The organism is Actinomadura fulvescens (assembly GCF_039533225.1).
Lineage (GTDB): Bacteria > Actinomycetota > Actinomycetes > Streptosporangiales > Streptosporangiaceae > Spirillospora > Spirillospora fulvescens.
Genome location: NZ_BAAATD010000006.1, coordinates 102,650 through 128,212 on the forward strand (window position 1 = coordinate 102,650; position 25,563 = coordinate 128,212).

The 25,563-nt window shown below is 66.5% G+C and carries 19 protein-coding genes; 8 read left to right on the forward strand and 11 right to left on the reverse strand.

What is annotated here, in order from left to right; translation table 11 throughout:
* Positions 1-70 precede the first annotated feature (70 nt).
* The 3 genes from ABD333_RS22775 to ABD333_RS22785 form a co-directional block, all read right to left on the reverse strand.
* Positions 71-3,286, reverse strand: coding sequence for a S8 family serine peptidase (locus ABD333_RS22775; protein ID WP_344543936.1), 3,216 nt, complete (start codon positions 3,284-3,286; stop codon positions 71-73).
* 83 nt (positions 3,287-3,369) lie between these two features.
* Positions 3,370-3,618 (reverse strand): DUF4229 domain-containing protein, encoded by a 249-nt coding sequence (locus tag ABD333_RS22780; RefSeq protein ID WP_344543938.1) that lies wholly within the window; start codon positions 3,616-3,618, stop codon positions 3,370-3,372.
* A 51-nt stretch (positions 3,619-3,669) separates the two neighbouring features.
* A complete protein-coding gene (locus ABD333_RS22785; RefSeq protein ID WP_344543940.1) occupies positions 3,670-4,629 on the reverse strand; it encodes a threonine ammonia-lyase in 960 nt (319 codons plus the stop codon).
* 243 nt (positions 4,630-4,872) lie between these two features.
* On the opposite strand from ABD333_RS22785, the gene ABD333_RS22790 reads away from it, so the two are divergent.
* Positions 4,873-5,073: a BldC family transcriptional regulator gene (locus ABD333_RS22790; protein WP_151559136.1), complete on the forward strand. Its 201-nt coding sequence runs from the start codon at positions 4,873-4,875 to the stop codon at positions 5,071-5,073.
* A 16-nt stretch (positions 5,074-5,089) separates the two neighbouring features.
* On the opposite strand, the gene ABD333_RS22795 is transcribed toward ABD333_RS22790, so the two are convergent.
* From ABD333_RS22795 to ABD333_RS22815, 5 genes are all read right to left on the reverse strand, one after another.
* Positions 5,090-5,347, reverse strand: a complete 258-nt coding sequence (locus tag ABD333_RS22795; RefSeq protein ID WP_344543944.1) for a hypothetical protein — start codon at positions 5,345-5,347, stop codon at positions 5,090-5,092.
* 69 nt (positions 5,348-5,416) lie between these two features.
* A complete protein-coding gene (locus ABD333_RS22800; protein ID WP_344543946.1) occupies positions 5,417-6,382 on the reverse strand; it encodes a hypothetical protein in 966 nt (321 codons plus the stop codon).
* Between the two features lie 94 nt (positions 6,383-6,476).
* On the reverse strand, positions 6,477-7,205 hold the full coding sequence (locus ABD333_RS22805) for a M48 family metallopeptidase (protein WP_344543947.1): 729 nt from the start codon (positions 7,203-7,205) through the stop codon (positions 6,477-6,479).
* Complete coding sequence (locus tag ABD333_RS22810; protein WP_344543949.1) at positions 7,202-10,483, reverse strand: type I restriction endonuclease subunit R; 3,282 nt, start codon at positions 10,481-10,483, stop codon at positions 7,202-7,204. The genes ABD333_RS22805 and ABD333_RS22810 overlap by 4 nt, the downstream gene beginning before the upstream one ends.
* Positions 10,484-10,851: 368 nt before the next feature.
* Entirely contained in the window at positions 10,852-11,118 is a 267-nt protein-coding gene (locus ABD333_RS22815) for a hypothetical protein (protein WP_344543951.1), read from the reverse strand.
* 149 nt (positions 11,119-11,267) lie between these two features.
* Between ABD333_RS22815 and ABD333_RS22820 the strand changes: the two genes are divergently transcribed.
* Entirely contained in the window at positions 11,268-12,086 is an 819-nt protein-coding gene (locus ABD333_RS22820; protein WP_344543953.1) for a helix-turn-helix domain-containing protein, read from the forward strand.
* A gap of 83 nt (positions 12,087-12,169) precedes the next feature.
* Positions 12,170-12,502: a DUF397 domain-containing protein gene (locus ABD333_RS22825; RefSeq protein ID WP_486303484.1), complete on the forward strand. Its 333-nt coding sequence runs from the start codon at positions 12,170-12,172 to the stop codon at positions 12,500-12,502.
* On the opposite strand, the gene ABD333_RS22830 is transcribed toward ABD333_RS22825, so the two are convergent.
* Together ABD333_RS22830 and ABD333_RS22835 are read right to left on the reverse strand one after the other, a co-directional pair.
* Positions 12,459-13,691, reverse strand: coding sequence for a restriction endonuclease subunit S (locus ABD333_RS22830; RefSeq protein WP_344543957.1), 1,233 nt, complete (start codon positions 13,689-13,691; stop codon positions 12,459-12,461). The genes ABD333_RS22825 and ABD333_RS22830 overlap by 44 nt on opposite strands.
* Entirely contained in the window at positions 13,684-16,116 is a 2,433-nt protein-coding gene (locus ABD333_RS22835) for a type I restriction-modification system subunit M (protein ID WP_344543958.1), read from the reverse strand. Before ABD333_RS22835 ends, ABD333_RS22830 begins: the two co-directional genes overlap by 8 nt.
* A 184-nt stretch (positions 16,117-16,300) precedes the next feature.
* Here ABD333_RS22835 and ABD333_RS22840 point away from each other — a divergent pair, with 184 nt between their 5' ends.
* The 5 genes from ABD333_RS22840 to ABD333_RS22860 all read left to right on the forward strand — a co-directional run bounded on the left by ABD333_RS22840 (position 16,301) and on the right by ABD333_RS22860 (position 24,545).
* Positions 16,301-17,533: an AAA family ATPase gene (locus ABD333_RS22840; protein ID WP_344543960.1), complete on the forward strand. Its 1,233-nt coding sequence runs from the start codon at positions 16,301-16,303 to the stop codon at positions 17,531-17,533.
* Positions 17,530-18,285, forward strand: coding sequence for an RloB family protein (locus tag ABD333_RS22845; protein WP_344543962.1), 756 nt, complete (start codon positions 17,530-17,532; stop codon positions 18,283-18,285). Before ABD333_RS22840 ends, ABD333_RS22845 begins: the two co-directional genes overlap by 4 nt.
* A gap of 36 nt (positions 18,286-18,321) precedes the next feature.
* Positions 18,322-20,757 carry an N-6 DNA methylase gene (locus ABD333_RS22850; RefSeq protein WP_344543963.1) on the forward strand — a complete coding sequence of 812 codons (2,436 nt, stop codon included), beginning with the start codon at positions 18,322-18,324 and terminating at the stop codon, positions 20,755-20,757.
* Positions 20,758-20,818: 61 nt separating this feature from the next.
* Positions 20,819-24,181: a type I restriction endonuclease subunit R gene (locus ABD333_RS22855; RefSeq protein WP_344543965.1), complete on the forward strand. Its 3,363-nt coding sequence runs from the start codon at positions 20,819-20,821 to the stop codon at positions 24,179-24,181.
* Positions 24,182-24,251: 70 nt separating this feature from the next.
* Positions 24,252-24,545 carry a PLDc N-terminal domain-containing protein gene (locus ABD333_RS22860; RefSeq protein WP_344543966.1) on the forward strand — a complete coding sequence of 98 codons (294 nt, stop codon included), beginning with the start codon at positions 24,252-24,254 and terminating at the stop codon, positions 24,543-24,545.
* 13 nt (positions 24,546-24,558) lie between these two features.
* Here the strand turns inward: ABD333_RS22860 and ccsB are convergent, their stop codons facing one another.
* Complete coding sequence (gene ccsB, locus ABD333_RS22865) at positions 24,559-25,563, reverse strand: c-type cytochrome biogenesis protein CcsB (RefSeq protein ID WP_344543968.1); 1,005 nt, start codon at positions 25,561-25,563, stop codon at positions 24,559-24,561.

The window sequence follows — 25,563 nt, forward strand, 5'->3', positions numbered from 1 at the left end:
CCCAACCATAGAAGGCCATGCCCACCGGCATGCGAAGGCGGGCCGCCCAAACGGCCGGCCCGCCCGTCGGTCAGCGTAGGCCGTAGGCTCGGAGGACTGTCTGCTCGGCCGAGGCGTCGGCGCCGTCGGAGGCGCGCAGGCGGAGTGAGACGTGTCCCTCGTGCGTCGCCGGGTGAACGAGCCGGGCTTGCCAGCGGTTGGCGCCGTCAGCGGTCACCTTGGCGTCGTGCCAGGTCTTGCCGTCGTCGTACGAGACCTCGACCGTGAGTGTCCGCAGGGTGGGCAGGGGGTGGGTCTGCTTGTCCTGGCGTGTGTCGACGACCTGGACGGTGAGGCGGAACGGACCGGAGGGTGCTCGGTTGTTGAGGTCGAACGGCCCCGTGGCCCGCAGGGAGTAGAGCGGCGGTTCCTCCATCGCCTTCGCCACCGGTGTGTACGGGAACGTCCAGAGAGCCTCTGACCTGGTGCCCAGCCCCGTCCAGGAGACTTCGCGCGTGGCGGTGGAACGCACCGAGTAGGTGCCCCGGCCCGGCGGGGTCATGACCGCGACGAGGTCGGAGTCAGAGGAGCCGAGCGGCTTCCCGTCCCGGTGAACGGCGACGGTCGACCGGGTCTCGGGCTTGAGCTGCCATGCGGCGTTCGCGGAGTCGAAGGCTTCGGCGGTGAAAGCCATCGGGCACTTGGCGCACTTGCGGACGGCCCGTGCGGCGGTGGTGAACGCCGCTTTGTTCCAGTCGGCGCGAAGCGAACGCCCGGCGACCATCGGCGGATCGATCGCGTTCTCCAGGAAGCCGGTGTTCGAGTCACCGGTTTCGAGATAGCGAACCCAGTTCACGTTCTGCAGCGGCGAGTAGAGCTCGACGCGCCGGCCGGGCAGCGAAACGGTGTATTCGCCGCCCCCGCTCGGGAAGAACTGGCCGGGCAGGATCACGCTCGTCGTCCGGCGGCCGGAGAGCGGTTTGTCCGCGTGATAACGGGAGTCCAGCCGCGCCAGTCGGCGGTCTCGGACACGGAATGCCGGATTGGCCGGGATGCGCTTCTGGGTGAGCAGCGCGAGATGGTAGGCGCGCGGTCCGTCCGGCTCAGTCCGGGTCGCCAGGAAATAGAAGGCGTACGGGCGGCTGGTGGTCTTCGGGCCCGGCTCCGCGAAGAGCCCGAGCGCCGCGCTGTGGGAGCCGATGCCGAAGGCGACGGCCTGCCCGGCGACGGTCTCGGTCACACCGGCCTCGTCGAATCCGCTCTGCACGGCGGAGCGGCTGTCCAGGCGGGCCGTGACGCGCTTGCCGCGGCGGGCGTCGGCGGTGATCGTGAGGTCGCGGTCGACGTCGAGGACCGGCCGGGAGAACAGGGTGGTGTCCAGGAACGTGCCGTCCGCGGTGACCGTGCTGACCGCCGCGCTCAGCCCGTACCGCCCGGCCGGGACGCGGGCGACGACCTTGCCGCCGCTGACGAACGTACGGGCGTACTCGCCGCTCTTCAGATCGATGAGCGCGACCCAGGGCAGCGAGTCGATCGTGCCGCCCACGGGCCGCCCCGTCCGGTCGATGCCGCCCAGCGTGACGGTGCGGAGCGGCGGCTCCAGGAAGGCGCCGACCGGCAGCAGCAGCGGCCCGGCGGTGAGCCTGCCGCTGTACGAGCCGGGCACGGCGGACTTGCCGGGATCGACGGTGACCGAGGCCGACGCGGTGCCGTTGGGAGGGACCTCGACCCTGGCTGGGCTGACTTCCGCCATGCCCGCGGGCGCGGGGTCGCCGGACGGGGTCCGCAGGGAGACGTCAAGGTCGAGGGTGACCGGGGCCGCCGAGTCGTTGCGGAAGGTCACGGTCTTGGTCGTCTTCGCCCTGGCGTGGAAGGACAGGCTGCCCTCGTCCGTCCAGAGGCGCTGGGAGACGGCACGGCCGACGTCGACCCGGCCCGCGCCCTGCCGGTAGACGGTGTCGGCGTCGTTGGGCCTGGCGGTGTTCATCAGGGCCGCCTTGAGGCGTCCGGGCGCCCAGCCGGGGTGCGCCTGGGCGAGGAGGGCCGCGGCCCCCGCCACGTGCGGCGTCGCCATCGAGGTGCCGCTCGCCTGGACGTAGTGGTCACCGACCGGATCGCCGATCTCGGTGCCCCGCGCGCGGGCGGCGGTGATCTCGACGCCGGGCGCGGTGATGTCGGGTTTGACGGCGCCGTCACCCGGGCGTGGTCCGCTGCTGGAGAAGTCGGCCCGCCTGTCGTCGTCGTCCACGGCGCCCACGGTCAGCGCGGCGTCGGCGACGCCCGGTGCGCCGACGGACTCGTCCGCGCCCTCGTTGCCGGAGGCGACGACGAACAGCGTCCCGGTGCGCGCCGTGAGGGTGTTCACGGCGGTGGAGAGCGGATCGCTGCCGTCGCTGGGCAGGGACACGCCGAGGCTTACGTTGACGACGCGGAGCCGTTGCCCGGCCGCCCATTCCATGCCCGCGATGACCTGCGACACCGTGCCCATGCCCCGGTCGTCGAGCACCTTGCCCACGGCCAGCCGGGCGCCGGGCGCCACTCCCCGCATGCGCCGGTCGGCGACGCCGTCACCTGTGATGATCGAGGCGACGTGGGTGCCGTGGCCGTTCCCGTCCTGCACGCCGTTGGCGTTCCCGGTGAAGTCCTTGGACGCGGCGACGGCGCCGGCGAGGTCGGGATGCCCGGCGTCGATTCCCGTGTCGAGGACGCCGACCGTCACGCCCTCGCCCGTGCTGCCCGCCTGCCACGCGGCGGGCGCCCCGATCCGCGGGACGCTCCTGTCGAGGCTCGCCCGGACGCGGGCGTCGAGCCAGATCCGGGAGTTGCCGGTCCGGACCGAGGACCAGAAGGTCGCGGCCTGGTCCTTCCGGGTGCTGACGGCCGCCCCGTTCAGCGCGGTCAGCGTTCTGGTGACCCGCGTGCCGGCGGGGCTCGGCGTTCCGGCGACGATCAGGGGAAGGTCGCGGCGGTCGCGGTCGTCGTAGCCGTCCCGGACGAGACGGGTGACGTTGAAGAGCCCGGCGTCCAGGCGCCCGGCGGTCACCAGCGGCGCCGCGTCGGCCGGGACGATGCTCAGCTCACCGCGGTGCACCCGGCGGAAGAAGACGGTGCCCTTGCGTCCGGGCCCCGGCTCGATCCGCACGGAACGCCCGTTCAGGTGCACCTTGTCGCCCGTCAGCAGCGTCACGGCCACGCGTTCGCCCGGCGACGGCCGTGGGTCGGCGGCAGCGGCTCCCGCCGTCATGAGGGGCGGCAGCGCGGCGGCGATCATGGCCACCACGACGGCACCGGCGGTTGTCGGTCGCATCGTTGCACTCCTCCTTGTGATCATTCACAAGGGAAGTGGCCTCACGACGCCGAACGTTGCAGCCGAGAACGGGACGGTTCGCGCTAGCCCCGCTGACCGTCCTCTTTGGTGCGGGCTTGCTCGAACTTCTTGCGCCGCGCCTGGAAACCGGTGGTGACGGCCGACGACATCGCGTCCCGCTGACCCGACAGCAGGACGAAGCTGATGATCCCGCTGATCAGCAGGGCCATGAGGAGCAGCAGCACGCCGCGGGCGCCGAACAACGCCAGGAGGGCGGCGGTGGCGAGGAAGACGCCCAGCCGCGCGGCGGTGTAGAAGAGTACGGAACGCATGACGCCTCCGAGCCTACCCGCGCCTGGTCACGACCTGTCCCCGGCCACCGTTCAGGCGAGGACCTCACGGAAGAGCGCCGGGTCCACGTTGCCGCCGGACAGCACCGACACGTAGGTCTCCGCGGCCGGGAGCTCGTCGCGGTGGAACAGGTATCCCGCGGTCGCCACGGCGCCGCCGGGCTCGGCGATGAGCCGGGCCTGGCGGGCGAGCCGGCGCATCGTCTGCCTGATCTCGTCCTCGGTGACCGTGATGATGTCGTCCACGTACTCCTTGATGTGGGCGAACGGCAGGTCGCCGAGCCGCTGGGCGCGGAGCGCGTCGGCGATGGTGCGGCCCGTCTCCTCGGCGGACCAGGCGACCGGCTCGTCGGCGCGGAACGAGGCCCGGGCGTCGGCGGCCAGCGCGGGCTCCACCCCGATGACCTTGATCTGCGGGCTCAGCTGCTTGACCGCGGCGGCGATGCCCGCGATGAGGCCCCCGCCGCCGACCGGGACCAGCACGACCCCGGTGTCTGGACGGTCCTGGACGATCTCCAGGCCGACGGTGCCCTGACCTGCGATGATCCCGGGATGGTCGAAGGGCGGCACGAGCGTGAACCCGTGCGCCCCGGCCAGGCGTTCGGCGGTGGCGACCCGGTCCTCCATCGTGGGCTCGACGTACACGATTTCCGCGCCGAGCGCGATGCACGCCTCGACCTTCACGCCGGGCGTCGTGTGCGGGATGACGAGCACCACCGGAATGTCCAATGCCCGCGCCGTATAGGCGACGGCTTGCGCGTGGTTACCACTCGAATGCGTCACCACGCCCTTCTGCCGCCGGCCTTCCGGCATCGCGGCGATGGTCGCGTAAGCGCCGCGCAGTTTGAACGCGCCGATCGGCTGCAGCGACTCGGCCTTCACCAGGAGCCGCGGATCGCTCAGGGGAAAGGGCACGAGCGGGGTCCGGACGGCGACGCCCGCGATCCGCGCGGCGGCGCGTTCGACCTCCTCCAGGGACACGAGATCGGACATGTCACCGAGCCTACGGGGTGTGCTCTGAGAGGGTTAACGGGCGGTTCCCATCGGGCGCCCCGGGGGTTAAAGAGATCAACGTGACCCCTGCGCCCAATGCCATGTTTACTTCACGTTATTTCTGCTGTTCGCGCGATCACACACCGTGATGTTTTGCGAAAACAAGGGAGAAATCGGTCTTGACCCGCCACACTAGGAAACAGTCCACCCGCACCGAGAGCGGGACAAAGGGGGAGAGATAACGTGGAAAGCACGAGCGAGCGTCTGCTCACCCCAGGAGAGGTCGCAGCCCTCTTCCGGGTCGATCCCAAGACCGTGACGCGCTGGGCCGCGGCCGGCCGGATCAGCAGCATCCGCACTCCCGGCGGTCACCGCCGTTTCCGCGAGTCCGAAGTGCACGCACTGCTGCGCGGGGAAGAGCCGGTAGCCGAGCACGTGCGCTGAGCGCCACCCCCGGGACCTAGTCGTCCCGGCCCGCCTTCCACTCCTCGAACTGACGGAGCAGGTCGGCGTCCCCGTCTCGCCAGCCGCGGCGCTTCTCCTCCAGTTCCGCTTCGGTCAGCGACTGGCCGACCAGCCGGTCGTAGTCGGGGTCGTCGGGGCCGATCTCCACGTACGCCTGGGCGATGATCCGTCCCTCGTCCGTGCCCTCGTCGGGGTTGAGCAGAACGCTCTGGGGCACCCGGAGCGTTCCGTCGGGTAGCCGGATCACGTACATCGTCGATCACCTTCGGTGCCGGTCGTACAACCTGAGGTTCCGTTCGGAGCTTGCGTCGCTGGTGTTGGGTCAGATTCCGTATCGTCGGTTGAAGAAGAGCATGACATCGAGTGCGGCACGGATGTTGCCGGCGAGCATATCGACCAGAGCCGGTCGTTGCCGGGCGGAGATCGCCGCGAACGCGTCGGCGAAGAACTCCCGGCGGCCGAGATCATCCGGCTGCAGATGGAAGTCGCTGGCGAGGAACGGCCGGCACTGGTCGTACAGGGCCCGGAACGCCGCGCTGTCGGACTGCCAGCCGCCGCTCTCGCCGTCGATGTCGTCGAGGGCGTGACCGACCTCGTGCATCATCACGTCGGGCGTGGGCGACGGGCGGTCGCCCACCACGATCTTCCGGTCGCCGTAGGCGCCGGCGCAGATGTCCCAGGTCGCGCGGCCGGACGGCAGCGGCCGGTCGCGCAGGTGGCCCATGTCGTCGAGCTGCGGGACACCGCCGGGTCCCACATAGATGCCGTCGAGCCCGCCCGCCAGCTTCTCCTTGAGCGAGTCGGGCAGTCGCGCCAGGCTCTCGACCGCCCGGACGACCTCCGGCGTCGGCGGTCCCTGCCGGGCGTCCCACTGGCGATAGAGAACGCTCTCCAGCACGCCACAGTGCAGACGGCCGTCGGCGGCGGCGTTCGGTCTGCCGGGCGGATGCGGCTCGGCACGCGGCGGCTCGTCATCGAGCTCGAAGTCACGCCACGAATAGCCGACCGGTCGCGCGTCCCCGGCCCGGGCACCACCGGGCCGCCGGGGTGCGGCGAGGGCCGGAGCGTCGGAGGCCGCGTCAGTGACCGCGTCGGGTGCGGCGCGCACCGCGAAGTCGTCGTCCCGTCCCGCCTTGCGGAACCTGCCGAACCGGTCTCGTGGCTGGTTGCTGCGCGGACGGAACTGCCGGGTCTCCGGCCGCTGCCCCGAGTCGGGGGGCGACGGCGACGGAGAGTATGAGGTGTCCCTCAGCTCCCGGGATTTGCGGTGGATGCCTTTGAAGCGCATCGGGCTCCTCTGTCAGCGGGCCCCCCGAATCGTCAAGCGACAGGGCCCCCGAGGCAGGGTAAGCCGGAACCCGACACGCCGTCATCCCCATCAGTCACGGAACCTCTGGAAACCACAGTCCGGCGCCGGCTAGGCGCAGCTGCTCCCGGCGGCGTGCCGCTCCGGGCAACGCCTTCTCGACGGTACGCCAGAACTCCAGGGTGTGGGCCCGGTGTGACAGGTGAGCCAGCTCGTGCACCAGGACATAATCGAGAAGGTCGACGGGAAGCTGCATCGTCGCCCAGTGGATGTTGACGGTGCCATCGGAACCGCAGGAACCCCAGCGGTGGCCAAGCGGTCGCACCGTGAGCGGGGGATTCGGCAAGGACATCACGCGTGCCCAGCCCTCGACGCGGCGCGGCAACCAACGCCGTCCGCCTCTGACATACCAGTCGACCAGCAGTTCGGCCGCGGTCGCCTGACGGTCGCGCCGCAACCGCAGCCTGCCTGCAACGAGCCGGATCTCCTCGGGACCGTCGTCCGCGTACCGCAACCGGTATCCCCGGCCGAGGTAGGCGAACCGCTCACCGGAGACCAGGCGTTTGACGACCCTGGCGTCGATCTCATCACGCCGGGCCGCCAGCTTCTCGTGCAGCCACTGGCTCCTGCTGTCGATCACCCGGGCGAGCGCGTCGGCGTCCACCGCCGGTGGCACCCGGGCGGTCACGGTGGCGTCCCGCTCCACGGTAAGCCGGATGCCGCTGCGCGCGGGCGCGACCTCGACACGGACCTCCAGATCGGACAGCAGAAGCCGCTCGGGTAGTCGCGGGGTTCCCTCCATCATCCGCTTACCGTGCCACTCGCCTCGCGGCCGGGGCCGGAGCCGCCGGCGAGGCGTGCCCTGGCCACATCGAAGATTTCCCCGGTCAGGTGATCCACTTGATCGAAGGAGGTCAGTTCCATTTCGTGGACGACGGCGGCGAGGTCGGCACGCAGCCGGACCTGCGCCACCTCGTTGGCCCACAGTCCTGCCTTGGCGGTGTGTCGCCACACCTGGTCTCCCAGACGAACGGCCGCGTCCCGGACGAACCGCGTCCGTTGCTCGGGCAGGGCGCCATCGGTGACCGTCTCCTCCACGATCACGCGGAAGAGGGCCTGTTCCAGCGGTGTCAGTCCGGCTGCCGGATCATCGGCCTCTCCGTGTCCCTCCAGGTCGTCGATGAGCAGATCGAACAGGGCGACCTGCTCCTCCCACTGTTCGTGGTAACGGCGGAGGATCTCTTCCAAGCGTTCCCGCAACCGCTGGTAGTGGACGGGATCCTCCCCAAGATGCACCTCCAGGTGGTGCCGGATCGCGTGTTCCATCTCCGACGCCTTGGCTCGCGGCCCCGCCAGGACCCCGAGAGCCGCCCGGAATCCCGGATCGGTCACCGACACGGGAGGGATCCTCGCGGAGATGCCCAGCGACACCAGATGCCGGTCGATCAGGTCACGGACCTTGGCCCCGTACAGGCTGGGGTCGAAGTCGGAAGCCCCGCGCCGGTAGCGGCGCGACGCCCGGGCGGCGATCTCGCCGAACAGCGTGGCGTCCGGAAGGAATTCCCGGGCCTCGCGGCGCGGCAGCACAGTGTCCAAGGCGGCGAGAAAGTCCTTCAGGAGGACGGTGAAGCGGGCACGGATCTCGGAGGGTTCCAGGACCCGCACGCACACCTCGATCGACTCCTCGTCCGGCCAGGGGATGGCAGCCCGGTCGGTGAAGAGCAGTCGCAGCCGGTCACGCTTGGGGCGGAGCGTGTCGATCTCGTCGGTCACGCTGTGCAGCACGCCCTCGACGTCATCAGAGTCGTAGACGGCGAACGCCTTCTCCAGATGGTTAGCGACACCGAAGTAGTCGACGACCAAGCCGTGCCGTTTGCTGGGACGTGTCCGATTGGTGCGGGCGATGGCCTGGAGCAGTTCGGCGTCCCGCATCGAGCGGTCCAGGTAGAGGACCTGTTCGATCGGAGCATCGAAGCCGGTCAGCAGCATGGACTTGACGATGAGGAACGCGATCGGCCGGTCACTCCCACCAAAATGCTCGGGGAAATCGGTGAGGAAGGCGCTGATGCGGCTTCGGTGGCCGGTGGTCCAGAGTTTCAGCCTGGGCCGGTCGTTCAGATCTCCCGAGATGACGGGGACGAAGTCGATGACACGCAACAGCGGCAGATAGGGAACGGCTCCCGCTAGGAACGCCTCGTCACCGGAAAGCATCTCGGGCGCCGCGTCCCCCAGCATGGCTGACGCGGACTCGATCTCGGCCACCAGTTCGGCGCGGGCGCTCAGCAACGCCTCCCGGTACCGGACGGTGGCCTCACGGCTGTTCGCCACGACCTGGGCTTTGAAGCCTCCCGGGAGCACGCTCGCCACGTAGTGGCGCAGCATGTGCCGGGCCTTCGCCTCGATCATGCGGCGTGAGTCGAGCACGTCGCCGCGGGTCGCGTAGCGACGTTGCAGTTCCGCGCGTTCCTCGGCGGAGTGCTCGGCGAACATGTCTTCGAACACCTCGTCGAGGTCACGGCCGTCCCGCACCGCGCCCTTGACCGTGTGGCCCTCGTAGAAGATCGGGACGATCGCCTCGTCTTCCTCGGCCTCCCTGAGCCGGTAGGTGTCGAGGTAGTCCTCCTCCGCCGCGCCGAAGATCCACCACGTGCGTTTCCGGGCACCCTTGCGGATGGGCGTGCCAGTGAAACCGATTTTCGCGGCGTTGGGCAGGGCGTCGTTGAGATTGGCGTGGAAGGTCGAGGTGTGAGACCGGTGCGCCTCGTCCACCAAGATCACGATGTGTTCGTCGGTGTTCAACACGCCGAGAGACGGGCTCTTGTTCAGCGGGGTCGCCGCCTTGCCGTCGCGCTGCTTCTGGATGGTCACGAAGACGAGGGAGGGGCCCTTCGCCGCCAGGAACGGCTTGGCCTGCCTGGTCGTGGCCGCGATGCAGACCCTTTCACCAGCCAGCTGCGCCGTCGCGCCCAGTTGCCGTTGTAGATCCTTGCGGTCGGTAATGATCACGACCTTGAAGTTTCGAAGGCCCGGCGTCACCCGGAGTTTGCGGATCAGGAAGACCATCGTCAGGCTCTTGCCTGAGCCTTGGGTATGCCAGATGACGCCGCCGCGCCGATCGGTGTCGCCGTCCTCGGCACGGGTCCGGCCGGTGCGTAGGCGGCGAATCGCCTTGTCCACGGCGCGATACTGCTGGTAGCGCGGGACCACCTTGACCGTCGCGCGATCCACCTGCATGAACAATACGTAGTTGCGGACGATGTCCAGCAAGCTTTCCGGGCGCAGCACGCCCGCCACCAGGGTCTCTTGCTGGGTGAGGCCGGCCGCGTCGTTGCCGAGTGTTGCGGCCAGCGCCTCTCTGGTCAGCGGATAGGGGTCACGCCACACCGCGTAGTCGTCCCCCCGCGACGTGATCGACCCGAGCCGAGCCTCGTCCCCGTTCGTGGCGACGGTGAGCTGCACCGTACGGAACAACCGCTCACTGCCCTCTCTTTCGGCCGCACCGCGACGGTCCGCGTACCGCATCAGTTGGTCGATCGCCGCACCCAGCGGGCTGCCTGGCTCCTTGCACTCGACGACGACGAGCGGAATGCCGTTGACGAACAACACCAGATCAGGGGCGACGTACCGGCCATGGCCTCCCGGGAGATCCACGCGAAACTGGGAGACCACCAGCAGGTCGTTGTTCTCGGGACACTCCCAGTCCACGAACCGGATGCTCTGGTCCCGTCCTCCTCGCCATCCGGGCAGGCCGTCCACCCGAGTACCGTCAACGAGCACCTCCGTGGCACGCCGGTTGGCTTCCACCAGGTTCGGGGCACCCCGCGTCAATGCGCCCACCGCCTGCGTGAGCCTCGCCACGTCGAGCCACGGTTCGCCACCGGGACCCGGATTGAGCCGACGCAACGCCTTGTGCAGGCGCTGCTCCAATAGAACGTCCAGGAACCTCGCTCGCTCAGACGCGATGGGGTCCGCGTGCCGGGCCCACGACTCGCCGCCAAGGCCGTCCAGATGTCTCCAGCCCATGGCCTCGAGCTGCCGGATCAGCGGCATCTCGACCAGCTCGTACTCCACGCCGCCGCGCACGGAAGCTCCCTACCCGAACACCCCACCCGACTCCCTCTCCGCCCAGTAAATCAGGGGCGATCGGCACGCCCGACCTCAACGCCCGGCCAAGCCCAGCCGCCGTGCAAGCGGCCGAAAGGTCTCGATCAGCTTCCCGATCCGCTCAACCGCGCAGGGCAGGTCCCAGACCGGTGAAACAAGCTCCTCAGTGGACGAGACGAACCAGGGTTCCCCACCCGGCCCGTCCGTCACCCCCACACGATCACCGAAGCGAGGCGTGTCCGGGTCGAACACCCGCAGCCGCGGAACCCTGTCGAGGCGGTGCGGTTCGGTCGCCCACCCCTCCGCTGGCAGTACCCGCCCGAGTCGTTCCAGCTCACGGGCGGCCACTACCGGATCCACGACACACCGGTCCCGTCCTGACGCGCCCACCCGACCGTCCCGAGGTCGACGTAGCCGACCCGGCCGGAGTACGACGGCTCCACCCGCCGTACCCGCCCCTTCGCACCGGGTGGCGCCCCGGCCAACGCCTGGCCCACGTTGCCGAACGCAGCCTCCCGATCGTCGGTCATACCGCACGAGCCCGCACCGTCCGCCTTCTCCAAGTCCCAGGCGTACAGCTCGGGCGGGGACGTTCGAGCGTCGCACCCTGCCATGGGCACCTCCGCATCCGGTCGAGTCGTCGAAACGCCGTGACCAGCGTCACAGTCCGGGGTTAGGGTCGGAAAGCGACCACCGACGACCCTCGGTCCACCCCCGCCCTGATCGTCCGAACCGGCCGATCAGGTCTATCCCGGAGTTCCCGATGCCCGCAGTCTCAGAGCCTCACGACGCCCCCGCCATCGTCACCTTCGCCCGGGAGCTCACTGCGTGGCGCGAACAGGCCGGCCTGTCCAAGAAACAACTCGCCGAAGCCCTGGGCTTCACCGACTCCTACGTAGGCCAGGTCGAGCTGTGCAAGAACATCCCCTCTGAGGAATTCGCCGAGGCCCTCAACACCTACTTCAAGACCAACGGCCTCTTCGTCCGCCTCCGCCAACGCATCCTCGAAACCCGCCACGCCGTCGCGCCCCCGCCCGGCTTCAACCAGTATCTGGAGCGCGAGCAAGAGGCCCGCTACATCCGGGTCTTCAGTGCTCTCCTGGTAAACGGACTGTTCCAGACCAAGGACTACGCCAGCGCGATGATGGGCACAGTGGACGAGTTCACGGCCAATGAGTTCGTCACCAGACGCATGGAGCGCCAGGCCATCCTCACCAGAGAGAACCCACCTCAGGTACTCCTCACCCTGGACGAGAGCGTTCTCCATCGGGTGATCGGAAGCCGAGACGTCCACAGAGCCCAACTTGAAGCCCTGCTTGAAGCAAGCGAACGCCCCAACATCACCATCGACGTCGTCCCACAGAACACCGGCTACTACCCGGGCCTCGCGGGCAGCTTCACCCTCCTCGGCTTCAACGACGGCACACAGGCCGTCTACATCGAAACCCAAGGCACCGGCCAGTTCATCGAGCAGCCATCTCGCATCCCTGACTACTTGGTTCAATATGACCTCATAAAGACCCATGCATACCACCTGAATGGAACACGCACATTGATCAGTTCAAAATTGGAGAGTCTGTGAAGATCAGCAACGTTACATTTTCAGAGTGGCGCAAGAGCAGGTATAGCGATCATTATGGTGGAGATTGTGTAGAGCTAGCAGAAGTGCGATGGCCCAACAACAGCCACCACGATGGACGCGGAAACGCTAGCGTAGAAATTGCGGGCGCCCAGGCTGGATCGGTCACGACCGCGATAGCCATTCGTGACTCAAAAGACCCCAATGGCCCAAAGTTGATCTTCACTCGGGCCGCCTTGGTTACAGCGATCGACGCAATCAGCAACGGCCCCATGAACTTTGAATCACGACCGCTCTCAGCGCAACCGATCAGCCCGACTGGAGGGCCCCGCTGGGCTGAGTCAGAACTCGACGACCCAAGAGATCGAACAATCGTTAGAGAGGAACACGCACGCGACCGGTCAACAGATCATCAATGAGCCCCTGCTTAAGCAGTCGCAGACGGTCAGCGACTTTCAGCTCTGCCTGAATTCGACCACTACATGCTTCGACCGCGTCAATTAGCTTCTGCTGTCGTTCCAGCGAGGGAAGGGGTAGAGGCATAGACTTGAGCTGCGTAGAATTGATCGTCGCCAAGTTGGTGGTCTGTTTCGCGATGCTCAGGAAGTAGGCACGCCCACGCGGAGACGATGCATATGCTGCCAAATATTCGGGCAGCAACACCTGTCGATCGCATCGCACGCGAAAGATGTGATTCTGACAGATACATTCCGGGATTCGGGCATCCCAAACTGCCCCACGCCCTAGCTTGTCGAAGTCGCCACCTTCGGTAAGAAGCACGTCACCTGCCTCTAGACGGAAGCGTTCCATCTGCGAACGGAAGATTCGAATCGCCTTCACCTCGGAAGTATCGATGTATCCGTCCTGAACGTTAGCCACGCGCAGATAAGGAACTTCAATTGAACCGTCCCCTGCTGGCTCCGAACCGAGAGTCACACCACTGGAGATATCGGCAACCTCCGAAAGTAGAGCCGTCGATTCAGCAGTCTGCTCAATCTCATTCAAAGCGTCAGAAACAATCCCGATGCAGATCAGCCTTAGCTTGGAAACCAGATGGTCGATTGACTGGATCTGTTCATCGGCGACATCGAGGATCTCCGCTATTCGCCGCTGCTGATCCAACGGAGGAAGCTCAATCTCCTGATCAAGATAATCACCAAATCGCAGATTGATGATTCCCGTAGTTTGTTGCTGATAGCGCCATATGGATGACTGCCTATATAGCCACTGAAGCTTGGTTGCTAGGAATTTCGGATTCACTAGGCTGCCATCAACTCGGAGCGCCCGGAAGAAGTTTGAGCAGGCATACTCAGAGGAGCCGTCTCCTTGGAATAGCGCCACGCGCCCGACCGGCTTACCAGGCCCTCCACCGGAAGCTTCCAGCAATATATCACTATCTACAAGGCGCTTAGATGTCAACTCTTTGGGAGTGAAGCGACGCGGAGCTCCGGTAGATAGAGTCAACCCTCCCGAATCGTCCAGATTTGTGGATCGGAGGACAACAACATTCGCGGCCCCCACGTAGCCAGGATCTTCACCCCATGCACCAGCGAAGTGCCTGACCAGCAACTGACCGATCTTCTTCCTTGCCCAGCCTTGCTCAGACATATCCAAGTCCCTTGAGATTTTCATTCAAGGCAGCAGAAACGTTTTCACGCTCCACCTCAATGATCTGGAGAAAAACAGCATATTTCTCGACCCATGTACTGTAGGCGTCTTCAATTGAGTGGCGACCTTCCACCAGAATAGCGCTCAAGCGACTAGCCAACTTTGAATAGAAAATGTCGAGAACAACTTGCTGTTTTTCGTCGTCGATAAGGGCAGTGGACCTCTTCTTGAGACGGGGTATAAATTCTTTGTCCAAAGCTTTTACACGGCGTTTCGTGGCGGCGAGTTCGGCTTTGAGTCTCCGCAGTTCGGACGGGGTGATGATGGTTTCGGGGTCCAACTCCTCGTCCTCGTCGGGTGGGGTCGTCGCGGCCTTGAGACGGGCGTCGAGTTCGGCGCGCAGAGCTTCGACCTCATTGAGCTCCTGGAGGTAGTCGGCCAAGAGATGCGGGACGACCGGGTGTTCGCGGGCTCGGCGCTTCTCGTTGATGCGGCGTTGCTTGGCTCGGGCTTCCTCATGGGGGTCTTCAGTGAAGGCGGCCTCGATGGAGTTGACCCAGCCGTTGACGACCTCGGAGAATCCGTTCTGTTCAAGAGCGAGGAGGTCGTAGCGGACCTCGCCCCACCAGGCGGCGATCGTGCCAGCGAGTTGGAAGTCGTCGAGAAGGCCAATCGACTCCAAGCGGGAGACGAAGCTGTCGAGGAGCTCTTTCCTGGTGTGGGCGAAGCGGTGGGAGTGTGGCAGCTCGACGAGGAGCTTCTCGTGTTCGCTCCACCAGGCGGCGCTGGCCTCGCGTAGCTCGTCCTCGCGTGGGCGGGCTAGATCTGGGATGCGAGCGGCGGTCGCTTCCCAACCCTGGGGCGGGAAGTCGTAGTAGGTGTCGTTTTTCTCGACGAAGAGGGTCGCCGGATCGATGCCGTACGCGTGGAAGAGCGGGGCCTTGTCGGCGACCTCCGACTTGGGTACTCCGCCGTGGATGTGGGCTCGGACGTCCTGTGGCTCCGGTGGCGGGGTGCTGTCCACATAGCGGCGGATGTTGAGGTTGTAGTCGTTGGCCGCTAGTTCGGAGATCGGGACGACACGAGAGAAACGCGGAACCTCGGCGAACGACTCGTAGGTCGAGACGATTTTCTCGATGTGCTCATAGCCGAGCTCATTCTGTGCTCGTCCAGCCAGATATTCGCGATCGGCGTTGATGAAGAGCACGCGACCGCGACGCTCGGGTGGGACGCCGTTGCGACCATGGAGGATCAGGATGCAGGCCGGGATGCCCGTCCCGTAGAAGAGGTTGGGGCCGAGGCCGATGACAGCTTCCAGCCGGCCGCCTTCGATGATCTCGCTTCGAATATCTCGTTCAGCGCCACCTCGGAACAGCACTCCGTGCGGCATGACCGTGACCGCCTTGCCGTCCGGCTTCAGCACCGCGAGCATGTGCTGGACGAACATCAGGTCGGCCTTCTTACCCGTGGGCGGCGTCCAGCCGTATTCCATCCGTTCGGGGAACTTCATCTCCTTTGGTTCGTAGCTCAGTGAGAACGGCGGATTCGACAGGATGCGGTCGAAGGTCTGGAGCTCGTTGGTCATGGTGTTCACGTGCAGGGGCTCTGCGAGTGTGTCCCCGTGGTGGAGCTGAGCGTCGATGATGCCGTGAAGGATCATGTTCATCTTCGACATTGCCCAGACGCTGCCGTTGGCCTCCTGCCCGCACAATGCCAGGGTGTTCGGGTCGCCGCCGTGCTCCCGGACATGCTCATGCGCATGCACCAGCATGCCCGCCGACCCGGCGCAGGGGTCGTAAACCCACATGCCTTGCCGGGGGTCGGCCAGCCGGACCATCATCCGCACCACCGAGCGGGGGGTGTAGAACTCCCCCCCCTTCTTCCCAGCAGAGTCCGCGAACTCCCGGATCAGATACTCGTACGCAGCTCCCAGCATGTCCGGGAACTCGAAGTTCTCGTTGGCCAGCGGATACCGCTCGAAGTGGTCGATGAGCGCCTGGAGTCGCCGACGGTCGCGCATGCGGCCGAACTCCACATAGTCCAACACGTTCGACAGGGCGGCCGGATTCTGGTTCTCCAGTTCCTCCAACGCGACGTTGAGGAGGTCCACGAGACTCTCGTTGCGATCACGGGACTTGTCCACGATGTAGGACCAGCGTGCCTTTTCGGGCACGTAGAACTCGTGCTCGCGGACGTAGTGGAACTTGGCCTCCGCGTACGCCTCCGCCTCGATGTGGCTGCGGCCCTTGCGCTCCGCATCCCGGACGACCCGGTCATGAATAGCGTCGAACTGGTCCGATGAGCGCTTCAGGAACAACATCCCGAAGATGTAGTCCTTGTACTCCGCTGCGTCCATCGAGCCCCGCAGGATGTCCGCCGCCCCGAAGAGGTGCCGCTCCAACTGCGGCAACGTCAGTCTCACCACTGGGCGATCCTCCCATCCCACGCCTTGCTCTGGAGGGTAGACGGGCCGACTGACATCCGGTGAAGTGGGTTCGGGATCCACAGGTTGGACGCAGCTATGGACATCGTGTTTAAGTCGAGGTTATGTAGGAATCATGCACAGAGGAGCCTAAGATGGATCGTGAACCCGTGTTAGGGGGCTCACCATGCTACTGAGATTCCGGGCAGCGAATCACCGGTCCTTCCGTGACGAGTTCGAGCTGTGGACCTCGGCGAGCCGATTCAACCAAGGATCCGGCCGGCCGTCGGGGCTGCACGAGAGCCCGGAGGTCGCCTACCTGCCCGTCACCGTCATCTACGGTGCCAACGCCTCCGGCAAGTCCAACACACTGCACGCGATGCGCTGGATGCGACAGGCCGTGTTGTTCTCGGTCCACGAGTGGTCGTCGCTGGACGGCGTCCCACGGGACCCCTTCGAACTCGATCCGGCCGCGAGAGAAGAGACCTCCCTGTTCGAGGCGGACATCGTCGTCGACGGTGACCGCTTCGTCTACGGCTTCGAGGTGTCGGACGAGCGGATCGAGACCGAGTGGTTGCACGCCTACCCAGGCGGCCAGGCCCGTAAGCAGGTGTGGTTCGAACGGGACGCGGATCGCGAGGACGCCTTCCAGTTCCCCGGCGAGGGGCTCAAGGGCGCCAAGGAGAGCCTTGTCCCCCAAACCAGGGCCAACGCCCTCTTTCTGACCGTCGCAGCCGCGTTCAATCACCCCCACCTTGGGCCTGTTCACGACTGGTTCAAACGAAACATTTGGTGGGTCAGCCCGGGTCGGGACGTCCATGCGCGGGAGGGCTTCACCAAGGACAAGCTCGCCGACGCGACCCAGCGAGACCGCATCCTCCAGTTGCTGGCGTCCGCCGACCTCGGTGTGATCGGCGCCGAACTGGAACCCGACCTCCGGCTCATCCATCAGGGAGCCGAAGGCGGCGTGCCGCTGGACTTCGAGCGGCAGGAGTCCATGGGCACACGTTCGTGGTTCGCCTTCATCGGACCGATGCTGGAAGCCTTGGATCACGGATCCACACTCTTGGTGGACGAACTGGACACCAGCCTGCATCCCCTACTGGCCGCAGAGGTCATCAGGCTGTTCCAGGACGAGGACGCCAATCCTCGTGGCGCGCAACTGATTTGCACGACCCACGATGCGACCCTGCTGGGCAATGCGCATCCGGTCCAGGCACTCGAACGCGATCAGGTGCGCCTCACGGTGAAGAAGCGCAACGGCCAGTCGGAGATCTACCCGCTGACCGATGCGCGTCCCCGCAAGACCGAGCCGCTGGATCGGCACTACCTGTCCGGCAGCTACGGGGCCATCCCGCGGATTTCCACCAACGAACTGGCGGCGGACGTCTCCGGAACGATCGTCGAGGCCAAGGCATGACCCCGAAGGGGAAGCGGGCCAAGAAGCGCGGCGCGCCGACCGGCGATGCCAGACCTCGCCCCGAACTCGGTGCATCGCGCAGGCAGAAGGTCCTGCGACTGGTGTGCGAAGGGTTCACCGAGCGGGACTATCTCACCCGTCTCGAAGACGATCACGGAGAAGAACTCAGCTTCCATATCGTTCTCTCACCGCACAAGCAGCCCAAGAAGGGCTACAAGCCGCTTCCCGCCGTGGAATGGGCCGTCCAGGAGCGGCGGCGGCTACGCGGAAAGGAGAAGAACAACGTCTGGGCCGTCTTCGACCGTGACCAGCACAGCGACGTGGACACCGCGATACGCAAGGCCGTCGACAACGGTGTGAAAGTCGCGTTCTCCACCCCATCCTTCGACCTGTGGCTGTGGCTGCACCTGGCACCCGGCGTACCACCTGAGCTGAGTGAAGACAACGACTGGGTGATCAAACAGTTGCGCACCGTGAAGGAATTCAAGGACTATGCCAAGCAGAGCGGCGGGCGGGACAGCGACGACAGGCCCAAACGTCTCAACGACACCCAACTCGACAAGCTCGCCGACAAGAAGAAGGCTGTCGAGCTCGCCAGGCGTCTGGTGAGACGTTGTCCTAGCGGATTCTGTGACGCCAACGAGAAGCCAGGATTTCCGGGCCACGCCACCAACTGTGATCCGTTGCGGCGCGACACCACGACGGACATCTACCGCATCCTGGAAGCTCTGGGAATCGACCAACTCCCCTGACCGCATCTCACCCCCGGACCCTGGGAGGCCGGCACCGTGGCCAAGGTCACCCTCCACCAGCTCGATCAACTCCTCATGGATACCGCTGAGCTGTTGGGCAAGATGGACATCACAGCCAAGCGCAACTTCGTGTTCGCGCTGCTGCTCCTCAAGCGTTCCTCGGATGCCTTCGCCGAGGCCGCCGAACGGGTACGGGCAGACGAGCTCGCGCTCGGCTCCACCGAGGAGGAGGCCCGCGCAGCGGCCGACGATCCCGAGCTCTACACCGAGCACGTCTTCGTCCCTCCGGAGGCCCGCTGGACGAGCCTGGCCGCCCTCACCAAGATGGTCGGTAACAAACTCAACGAGGCGCTCACGGCCCTGGAACGGCACAACATGGACCTGGCCGGAGTGCTGCGCCACGTCGACTTCAACAAGGCTCCGGGAGGAGAACGGCTCACTGACGGGACTCTCGTCCAGATGATCCGGCTACTCTCCCAGGTCCGGCTCGGCGACCAAGACCTGGAGTTTCCCGACCTGATCGGCACCGCGTACGAGTCCACACTCCGCAGATTCGCCGATGCCAGCGGGTCGGGGAGCGGGGACCTCTACACGCCGCGTCCCATCGTGCGGCTGATGGTGGGACTCGCCGACCCGGCACCCGGCCACTCGGTCTACGACCCTTGTGCCGGCTCGGCCGGCATGCTCGTCCTCGCACGCGAGCACGTCGAAGACCATTACCCCGGGCGCGGCGGCGAGGTGGCGCTGGCAGGACAGGAGCTGTCCGCGAGCCAGTACGTGGACGCCCGCATGAACCTGCTGCTGCACGGAATCCGCGACGCGGACGTGCTGCTGGGCGACACGCTCGCCCAGCCCCGACACATCACTGGGGACCGCCCTCGCAGGTTCTCCCGCATCCTGTCCAACCCTGAATTCTCGGCCGAATACGACGACTCCGCCGTTGCGGCGAACGCCCACGGCCGTTTCCAGTACGGTTCGGGCACCAAAGCCGCCGACTTGCTCTTCGTCCAGCACATGGTGGCCTCACTTGACGAGCGGGACGGTCTGGCCGTCACCGTCATGCCGCATGGTGTCCTGTTCCGTTCGGGTCAGGAGAAGAAGATCAGGGAAAACCTCCTGCGCGCCGACGTCATCGAGGCCGTGATCGGCCTCGCCCCCGGGATCTTCTCGGGGACCGGCATCCCCGCCTGCCTCCTGCTGCTGCGGGCTCCTGGAGCGAAGCCCCCCGGGATGGCGGGAACCATCCTCTTCATCAACGCTGACCGGGAGTTCACGCCCGGCCGGACCCAGAACCAGCTCGGCGAAGAGCATCTCGAGAAGATCATCCGTGTCTACCGGGAGCGGCGGACGGTCCCCGGTTTTTCGCGGCTGGTCCCGATCTCCGCACTGCTCGCCGATGACGCCAATCTGAACATCCGCCGTTGGGTGGACAACACTCCCTCCCCCGAACCCCAGGATGTCGGCGCGCATCTGTACGGAGGGGTGCCCCGTGCTGAGGTCGATGCCGCCGCACCCGCGTTCGCCGCGTTCGGTCTCGACATCTCCGACTTCTTCGCCTCACTGGACGCCGACTATAGCGAGTTTCCTCGCGAAGGTCCGGACGCGGCCCGTGAGCGCCTGGCCGTCTGTGCCGCCGAGGCGGCCGCAAAGCTCCATGCGACATGCGACCTATGGTGGCGGGACCACGCAAAATTGCTTCGCGAACTGCCGTCGGCCGAGGCTCCGATGAAGGCAAGGGAGGATCTACTCGAAAGCTTTCGCGCGACCTTGGGCCACCACCCCACCCTGGACGAGTTCGCCCTCACCGGCTTGGTCGCCGAATGGTGGGGCGACCACCTCACCGACATCAAGGCTCTGGCCGCTGGAGGGCCTCTCCGGGTCGTTCAGGGCTGGGTCACATCCATCGAGATCATGCTGGCGCCCCAGCGGCTGAAGGGCGGCAAGGTCAGGGACCGTACCGCCGCCGAGCGCCGGGAGGCACGCTCGCACCCCCTTGTCGGCCGGGTGATGCCCGAGTACCTCGACGAACTCGATCGGTTGGAGACGGCCTACCAGGCCCTCGACGTCCGGGTGAGGGAGTCCTTGGCCGAGGCGGACACCGAAGACCGCACCGAGACGGGATCAGCCGCTGAACTGCGACGCCTCAAGAGAGAGCGAACGGCGGCGAGACGCGCTCTGGACGAGTACGAGCGATCGTTCGAGCGGACGCTGGTCGCGGCCGTTTCCGAGATCTCGCGGTCTCGGGCGGAGGAGATCGTGCTCGACATCCTGAATGAGGCGCTGAGGGCACGGCTCGACGCCCGCCTGGACGCGGCGTGCCGTGACTTGGTGGAGCGTTATCACACGCTGGCCCGTAAGTACGAGACGTCCCTGGAGCAGTTGGAGGCGCACCGGGATCAGGCCGCTCGGTGTCTCCGGGAGCACCTTCGCGAACTCGGCTATCCCCGACGGGCGAACTTGGAACTTTTCTGACATATCAACTGTCGGCTTCGGTACGATCTTGCGACCGACCTCACGCGAAGGGACGTGACCGGTGCACGGGGAGCAGATCACAGACCGTCTGGCCGACCTCCTCGTCACGCATCTGGGCTGGGTCGATCGTCTGGACGCCGCTCTCCCCGGAACCGTGCTGTCGGACGAGGAGGCCCTACGGGACGGACTGCTCCGTGACCGGTTTCTTGAAGCGGTCCGTCAGATCAACCCCGCTACCGACGGACGTTTGTGGCTCGACGAGCCGCGCCTCGACCAGGTCTGGGAGTCCGTCACCCGAAGGCTGAGCGGGGAGCTCGTTCAGGGGAACGAGGAGTTCTTCGAAGTTCTGCAGTCGGGCGTCGTCGTGGACGGTCCATCGGACGACCCGGACGGCCGCAGGCGTGCCATCCGGCTCGTGGACTGGGACAATCCCGAGCTCAACGATCTGCTCGTCGCGACACGCGTTCCCGTCCAGCGTCCGAGAGACGGCGGTATCCCGAAGATTGAGCTCGATGCGGTGCTGTTCGTCAACGGCATCCCTTTCGTGGTCGTCGCCTGCTCTTCCGCCTGGCAGACCGACGGGGTCAACGGAGCGATCGACGTCCTGCGCACCTACACCGGCCGCCGCCGTATGGTGCCGAACCAGTCCCTGCCGGGGTTCTTCCGGTACGTGCAAGTGCTCGTCGCCACCGACGGAGAGCAGGCCCGCCTCGGCACGGTGACGTCTCTGCCGGAGCACTTCGCCGAATGGAAGACGACCGAGCCGGTCCCCGGGGACCGGGTGGCATCCGAAATCGGCGCCGACCGCCCGCTCACGTCGCTGGAGACACTGGCGGCCGGGGCGCTTCGCGCGAGCCACCTGATCGACCTGGTGCACAGCTTCTCGATCTTCCAGCGGATGGAGGGCAAGACCACCCGGCTGGTCGCGCGTTACCAGCAGTTCCGCGCGGTCCACAGGATTGTGCGCAGGATGACCGAGGAGTCCCGGCCTGAGGCGCGCGGCGGGTTGCTCTGGCACACCCAGGGCTCGGGCAAGAGCCTCACGATGGTCTTCCTGGTCCGCAAGCTTCGCAACTCACCACGACACCGAGGCTTCAAGGTGGTCGTGGTGTCCGACCGGCGAGCCCTCAAACGCCAGCTCACCCCAGTGCTCAGGCTCAGCGGGGAAAAGCCGCGCGTGGCCGAGAACAGCGCCGAGGCCCGCACGCACCTGACCGATCCGACGCCGAACGTGATCCAGCTGATGATCCAGCAGGCTCGCAAGGATGACACGGTCAGCGAACGTGAGCTTTCCAGCCTTGCCGAGGATCCCGACGACGTCCAGTTCGCGCCCGGGCTGCTCAACGACAGCGACCAGATCCTGCTGCTGATCGATGAGGCTCACCGGACGCAGTCGGGGATGTTCCACGCCCGGTTGCGTCGTGCCGTCCCCAACGCGACGGTGATCGGCTTGACCGGCACGCCGATCATTCGATCGGACAAGGCGAACACCGCACGGATCTTCGGTAAGGAACTCGACCGCTACACGCTCACCCAGGCCGAGCAGGACGAGGCAACTGTTCCCATCCGCTACGAGGGACGGCACAGCCACGCCGACGTCGTGGACCGCGTGGCATTGGACACCGCCTACGAGGCAGAGACCGGCGGCGCCCAGGCGGTACTCGGGCTCCGTGACGCACTGGAATCCAGCGGACTGATCGCGGAGAAGGCCCGCGACATGCTCGTCCACTGGGTCACGACCGTGCTGCCGCGAGGATTCAAGGCACAGGTCGTGGCCGTGAGCAGAGTCGCGGCCGTCCGCTATCGCGCGGCTCTGCGCACCGCCCGGGACGACCTGGTCAAGGCCGCTCATGCCCATAGGAACTTCGGCGGATCGCACGACGGTTTCGACGAACCCGTGCTGGCCGCCGCGGCGGCGCGTCTGTCGTTGCTCCGCGCGATCGACTTCGTTCCGATCATCTCCGGCAGCGAGGGCGATCCTCCCGAGCTGCGCGAATGGACGGACCAGGCCGCACAGTACGAGCGCATCGACCGATTCCAGGCCGCGTTCCCCGCGCCGGAACCGGACGAGGACGGGCGCGGCCCGCACCCGTCCGAGACACAGGGCGACCCGTGGCAGGACGCCCCCGCACCGGCTCCCCAGCCGTCCGCTCCGGAGGGCGGCGACCCGTGGGACGGTCTCCGGCCCGACACAACATGGAACATCGACGTCCCCGCCCAGTCGGCCACGGCGGCACCGATCGCCTTCCTCATCGTCCAGCGGATGCTGCTCACAGGCTTCGACGCCCCCCTCGAACAGGTGCTGTACGTCGACCGTCCGATTCGTCAGGCAGAGCTCCTCCAGGCCATCGCCCGCACCAATCGCCGAGCGCGTAACAAGCCCTACGGGCTGGTGGTCGACTACGTGGCGCTCACCGAGAACCTCGACAGCGCGCTGGCCGAATATGAGCTGAAGGATCTCGAAGGTATGCGAGAGGAGCTCATCAAGCACGAGCTGCCACTCCTGCTGGACCGTGCGTCGCAGCTCAAGGATCTCCTGAGGTCGTTGGGAGTCACGGCATCGACGGCCGAGGAGGAGCAGGAGCGCCTGTTGGAACTGCTTGAGAATCGGGACACCCGAGCTCGGTTCGATGCCACCGTCAGCGCTTTCCTGAACGCCATGGACCGGCTGTTGCCCCGGCCCGAAGCATTGGTCCATGAGGAGCTCGCACAGGTCGTCGGCCTCGTCCAATGGCGCGCCAGGCGCCGCTTCCGTGACACGGGCACGGGCCGTCCCGACCCCAACCAGTACGGCCCGGTCCTGCGGGAGTTGCTGGACAAACACATCCAGGGCAGTCGCGTGATCGAGCAGGTGCCGCCCGTGGAGATCACCGATCCCGGCTTTCGGGAGAAGGTGGACGAGCTGCGCAGCGACCGGACTCGTGCCCGTGAGTACGAACACGCTCTGCGCCATCACATCGACTCGCATCGCGCTCTGGACCCGCAACGCGCCGACCGTCTCAGCGAGCGGCTCGACCACCTGCTGAGAAGCATGGATGGCGCTTGGGATGATCTGGCCCCGGCTCTGCGGACCCTGATCGACGAGACCCTGCAGCCGGAAGGCGACATCACCACTCTCGGACTCGACCCGCACACAGAGGGCCCTATCTACAGCATCCTCGCTCAGGCGCTGTCCGCCCACCTGGAGAGCGGGCGACTCGACGAGGACCAGGTGATCGACATTGTCCACGATCTCGCGGGGCTCGTGCGGGTCAAGGTTGTGCCGCCGCACTTCCGGGAAAGCACCGTCCTTCAAGAGAACCTCCGCAAGGATCTGACCCGGCGCGTCCGGGCGCATACCGGACTCGCGCTGGCGGAGGCACGTCCAATCGCACAGCGCCTGGTGACGGAGGTCGCTGTTTCCCGCCGAGATCACTTTCTGTGATCTGGACTGGTGATGGGAGGCAGAACCCGACACGCCGTCATCCCCGCCAGTCACGGACTAATCTCGGAGGATGGCGTTTGTGCTGCTCGTGCTCATCCTTGTAGGAGTTTGGCTCTTCTGCCTCTTCGACGTGCTCGGCACCGATGAGACCGACGTACGGCACCTGCCCAAGTTCGGCTGGTTCCTTGTCGTTCTGCTGGGATTCCTGCTGGGCTCGGCGGCCTGGCTGACGCTCGGCCGGCCGCGGCGCGTGCGCGAGGAGCAGGCGTGGCCGCCGCCGGGCGCGTCCGGCGCCCCGAAGGGCCCGGACGACGACCCGGCGTTCCTGGAAGACCTCGACCGCCGTCTCCGCGACGAGGAGTGAGCGTCGCCGAGGCTTACGCGTACGAGTGCAGGCCCTCGAACATGTAGTTCACGCCGAAGAAGTTGAACAGCAGGCACCCGAACGCGACGAGCGACAGGACCGCGGCCTTGCGCCCGCGCCATCCGGCGGTCGCGCGCGCGTGCAGGTAGGCCGCGTACGCGATCCAGGTGATGAACGACCAGATCTCCTTGGGGTCCCAGCCCCAGTAGCGGCCCCACGCCTCGTCCGCCCAGATGGCGCCCATGATGATCGCGGCGGTCCAGATCGGGAACGCGAACATGGTGACGCGCAGCGCCAGCCGGTCGAGGTTGTCGGCCGAGGGCACCCGGGCGAGGAAGCCGCCCGCCGCGTCCGCCGGGGCGAGCTTGGGTCCGCCCGCGCCCGCCGCGACCGCCGCCTTCGCCTCCTGGCGTGCCTTGAACAGGTAGAGGATGGTCGAGGCGCCCGCGACGGTGAACGCGCCGGTCGCCATGATGGCGGCGCTGACGTGGATGGCGATCCAGTACGAGTTGAGGGCGGGCACGAGCGGGCCGACCTTGTCGTACAGCCAGATGTTGGCGACGCCGAGCGCGATGACCGCGGCGAGCATGACGAACGCGCCGAGGAAGCGGGCCTTGTAGCGGACCATCACGACGAGGTAGGCGGTCACGGCGGCGAACGCGATCGCGGTGAGGAACTCGTACATGTTGCCCCACGGCCAGCGCTCGGCGGCCAGCCCTCGGGTCACGAGGAATCCGAGGTGCGCGCCCCAGCCGAGCACGTTCAGCAGGACCGCCAGCCGTCCCCAGTCGCGGCCCTCGGCAGCGTCGTCATCGTCGGCCGCGCTCTTGGCGGGGACGTCGTCGGTCACCTCGGCGCCGCCGGCGCCGACGAGGACCTTGACCTCGGCGGGGGCCTCGGCCCGCCGCCGCTGCCCGAAGCCCAGATCGGCCGCGTAGGCGACCATGGCGACGATGTAGAGCACGACGGTGCTCAACATGAGCTTGTCGCTCAGTTCGGCGAGGTCGGCAGTGCTCAC

What these genes read in the sequence shown, in the direction of transcription:
- ABD333_RS22795 (WP_344543944.1), bottom strand. Translation starts at nt 5,347, where the DNA reads ATGTACGTGATCCGGCTACCCGACGGAACGCTCCGGGTGCCCCAGAGC.
- ABD333_RS22785 (WP_344543940.1), bottom strand. Translation starts at nt 4,629, where the DNA reads ATGTCCGATCTCGTGTCCCTGGAGGAGGTCGAACGCGCCGCCGCGCGG.
- ABD333_RS22820 (WP_344543953.1), top strand. Translation starts at nt 11,268, where the DNA reads ATGCCCGCAGTCTCAGAGCCTCACGACGCCCCCGCCATCGTCACCTTC.
- ABD333_RS22775 (WP_344543936.1), bottom strand. Translation starts at nt 3,286, where the DNA reads ATGCGACCGACAACCGCCGGTGCCGTCGTGGTGGCCATGATCGCCGCC.
- ABD333_RS22830 (WP_344543957.1), bottom strand. Translation starts at nt 13,691, where the DNA reads ATGTCTGAGCAAGGCTGGGCAAGGAAGAAGATCGGTCAGTTGCTGGTC.
- ABD333_RS22805 (WP_344543947.1), bottom strand. Translation starts at nt 7,205, where the DNA reads ATGATGGAGGGAACCCCGCGACTACCCGAGCGGCTTCTGCTGTCCGAT.
- ABD333_RS22800 (WP_344543946.1), bottom strand. Translation starts at nt 6,382, where the DNA reads ATGCGCTTCAAAGGCATCCACCGCAAATCCCGGGAGCTGAGGGACACC.
- ABD333_RS22860 (WP_344543966.1), top strand. Translation starts at nt 24,252, where the DNA reads ATGGCGTTTGTGCTGCTCGTGCTCATCCTTGTAGGAGTTTGGCTCTTC.
- ABD333_RS22780 (WP_344543938.1), bottom strand. Translation starts at nt 3,618, where the DNA reads ATGCGTTCCGTACTCTTCTACACCGCCGCGCGGCTGGGCGTCTTCCTC.
- ABD333_RS22815 (WP_344543951.1), bottom strand. Translation starts at nt 11,118, where the DNA reads ATGGCAGGGTGCGACGCTCGAACGTCCCCGCCCGAGCTGTACGCCTGG.
- ABD333_RS22840 (WP_344543960.1), top strand. Translation starts at nt 16,301, where the DNA reads ATGCTACTGAGATTCCGGGCAGCGAATCACCGGTCCTTCCGTGACGAG.
- ABD333_RS22845 (WP_344543962.1), top strand. Translation starts at nt 17,530, where the DNA reads ATGACCCCGAAGGGGAAGCGGGCCAAGAAGCGCGGCGCGCCGACCGGC.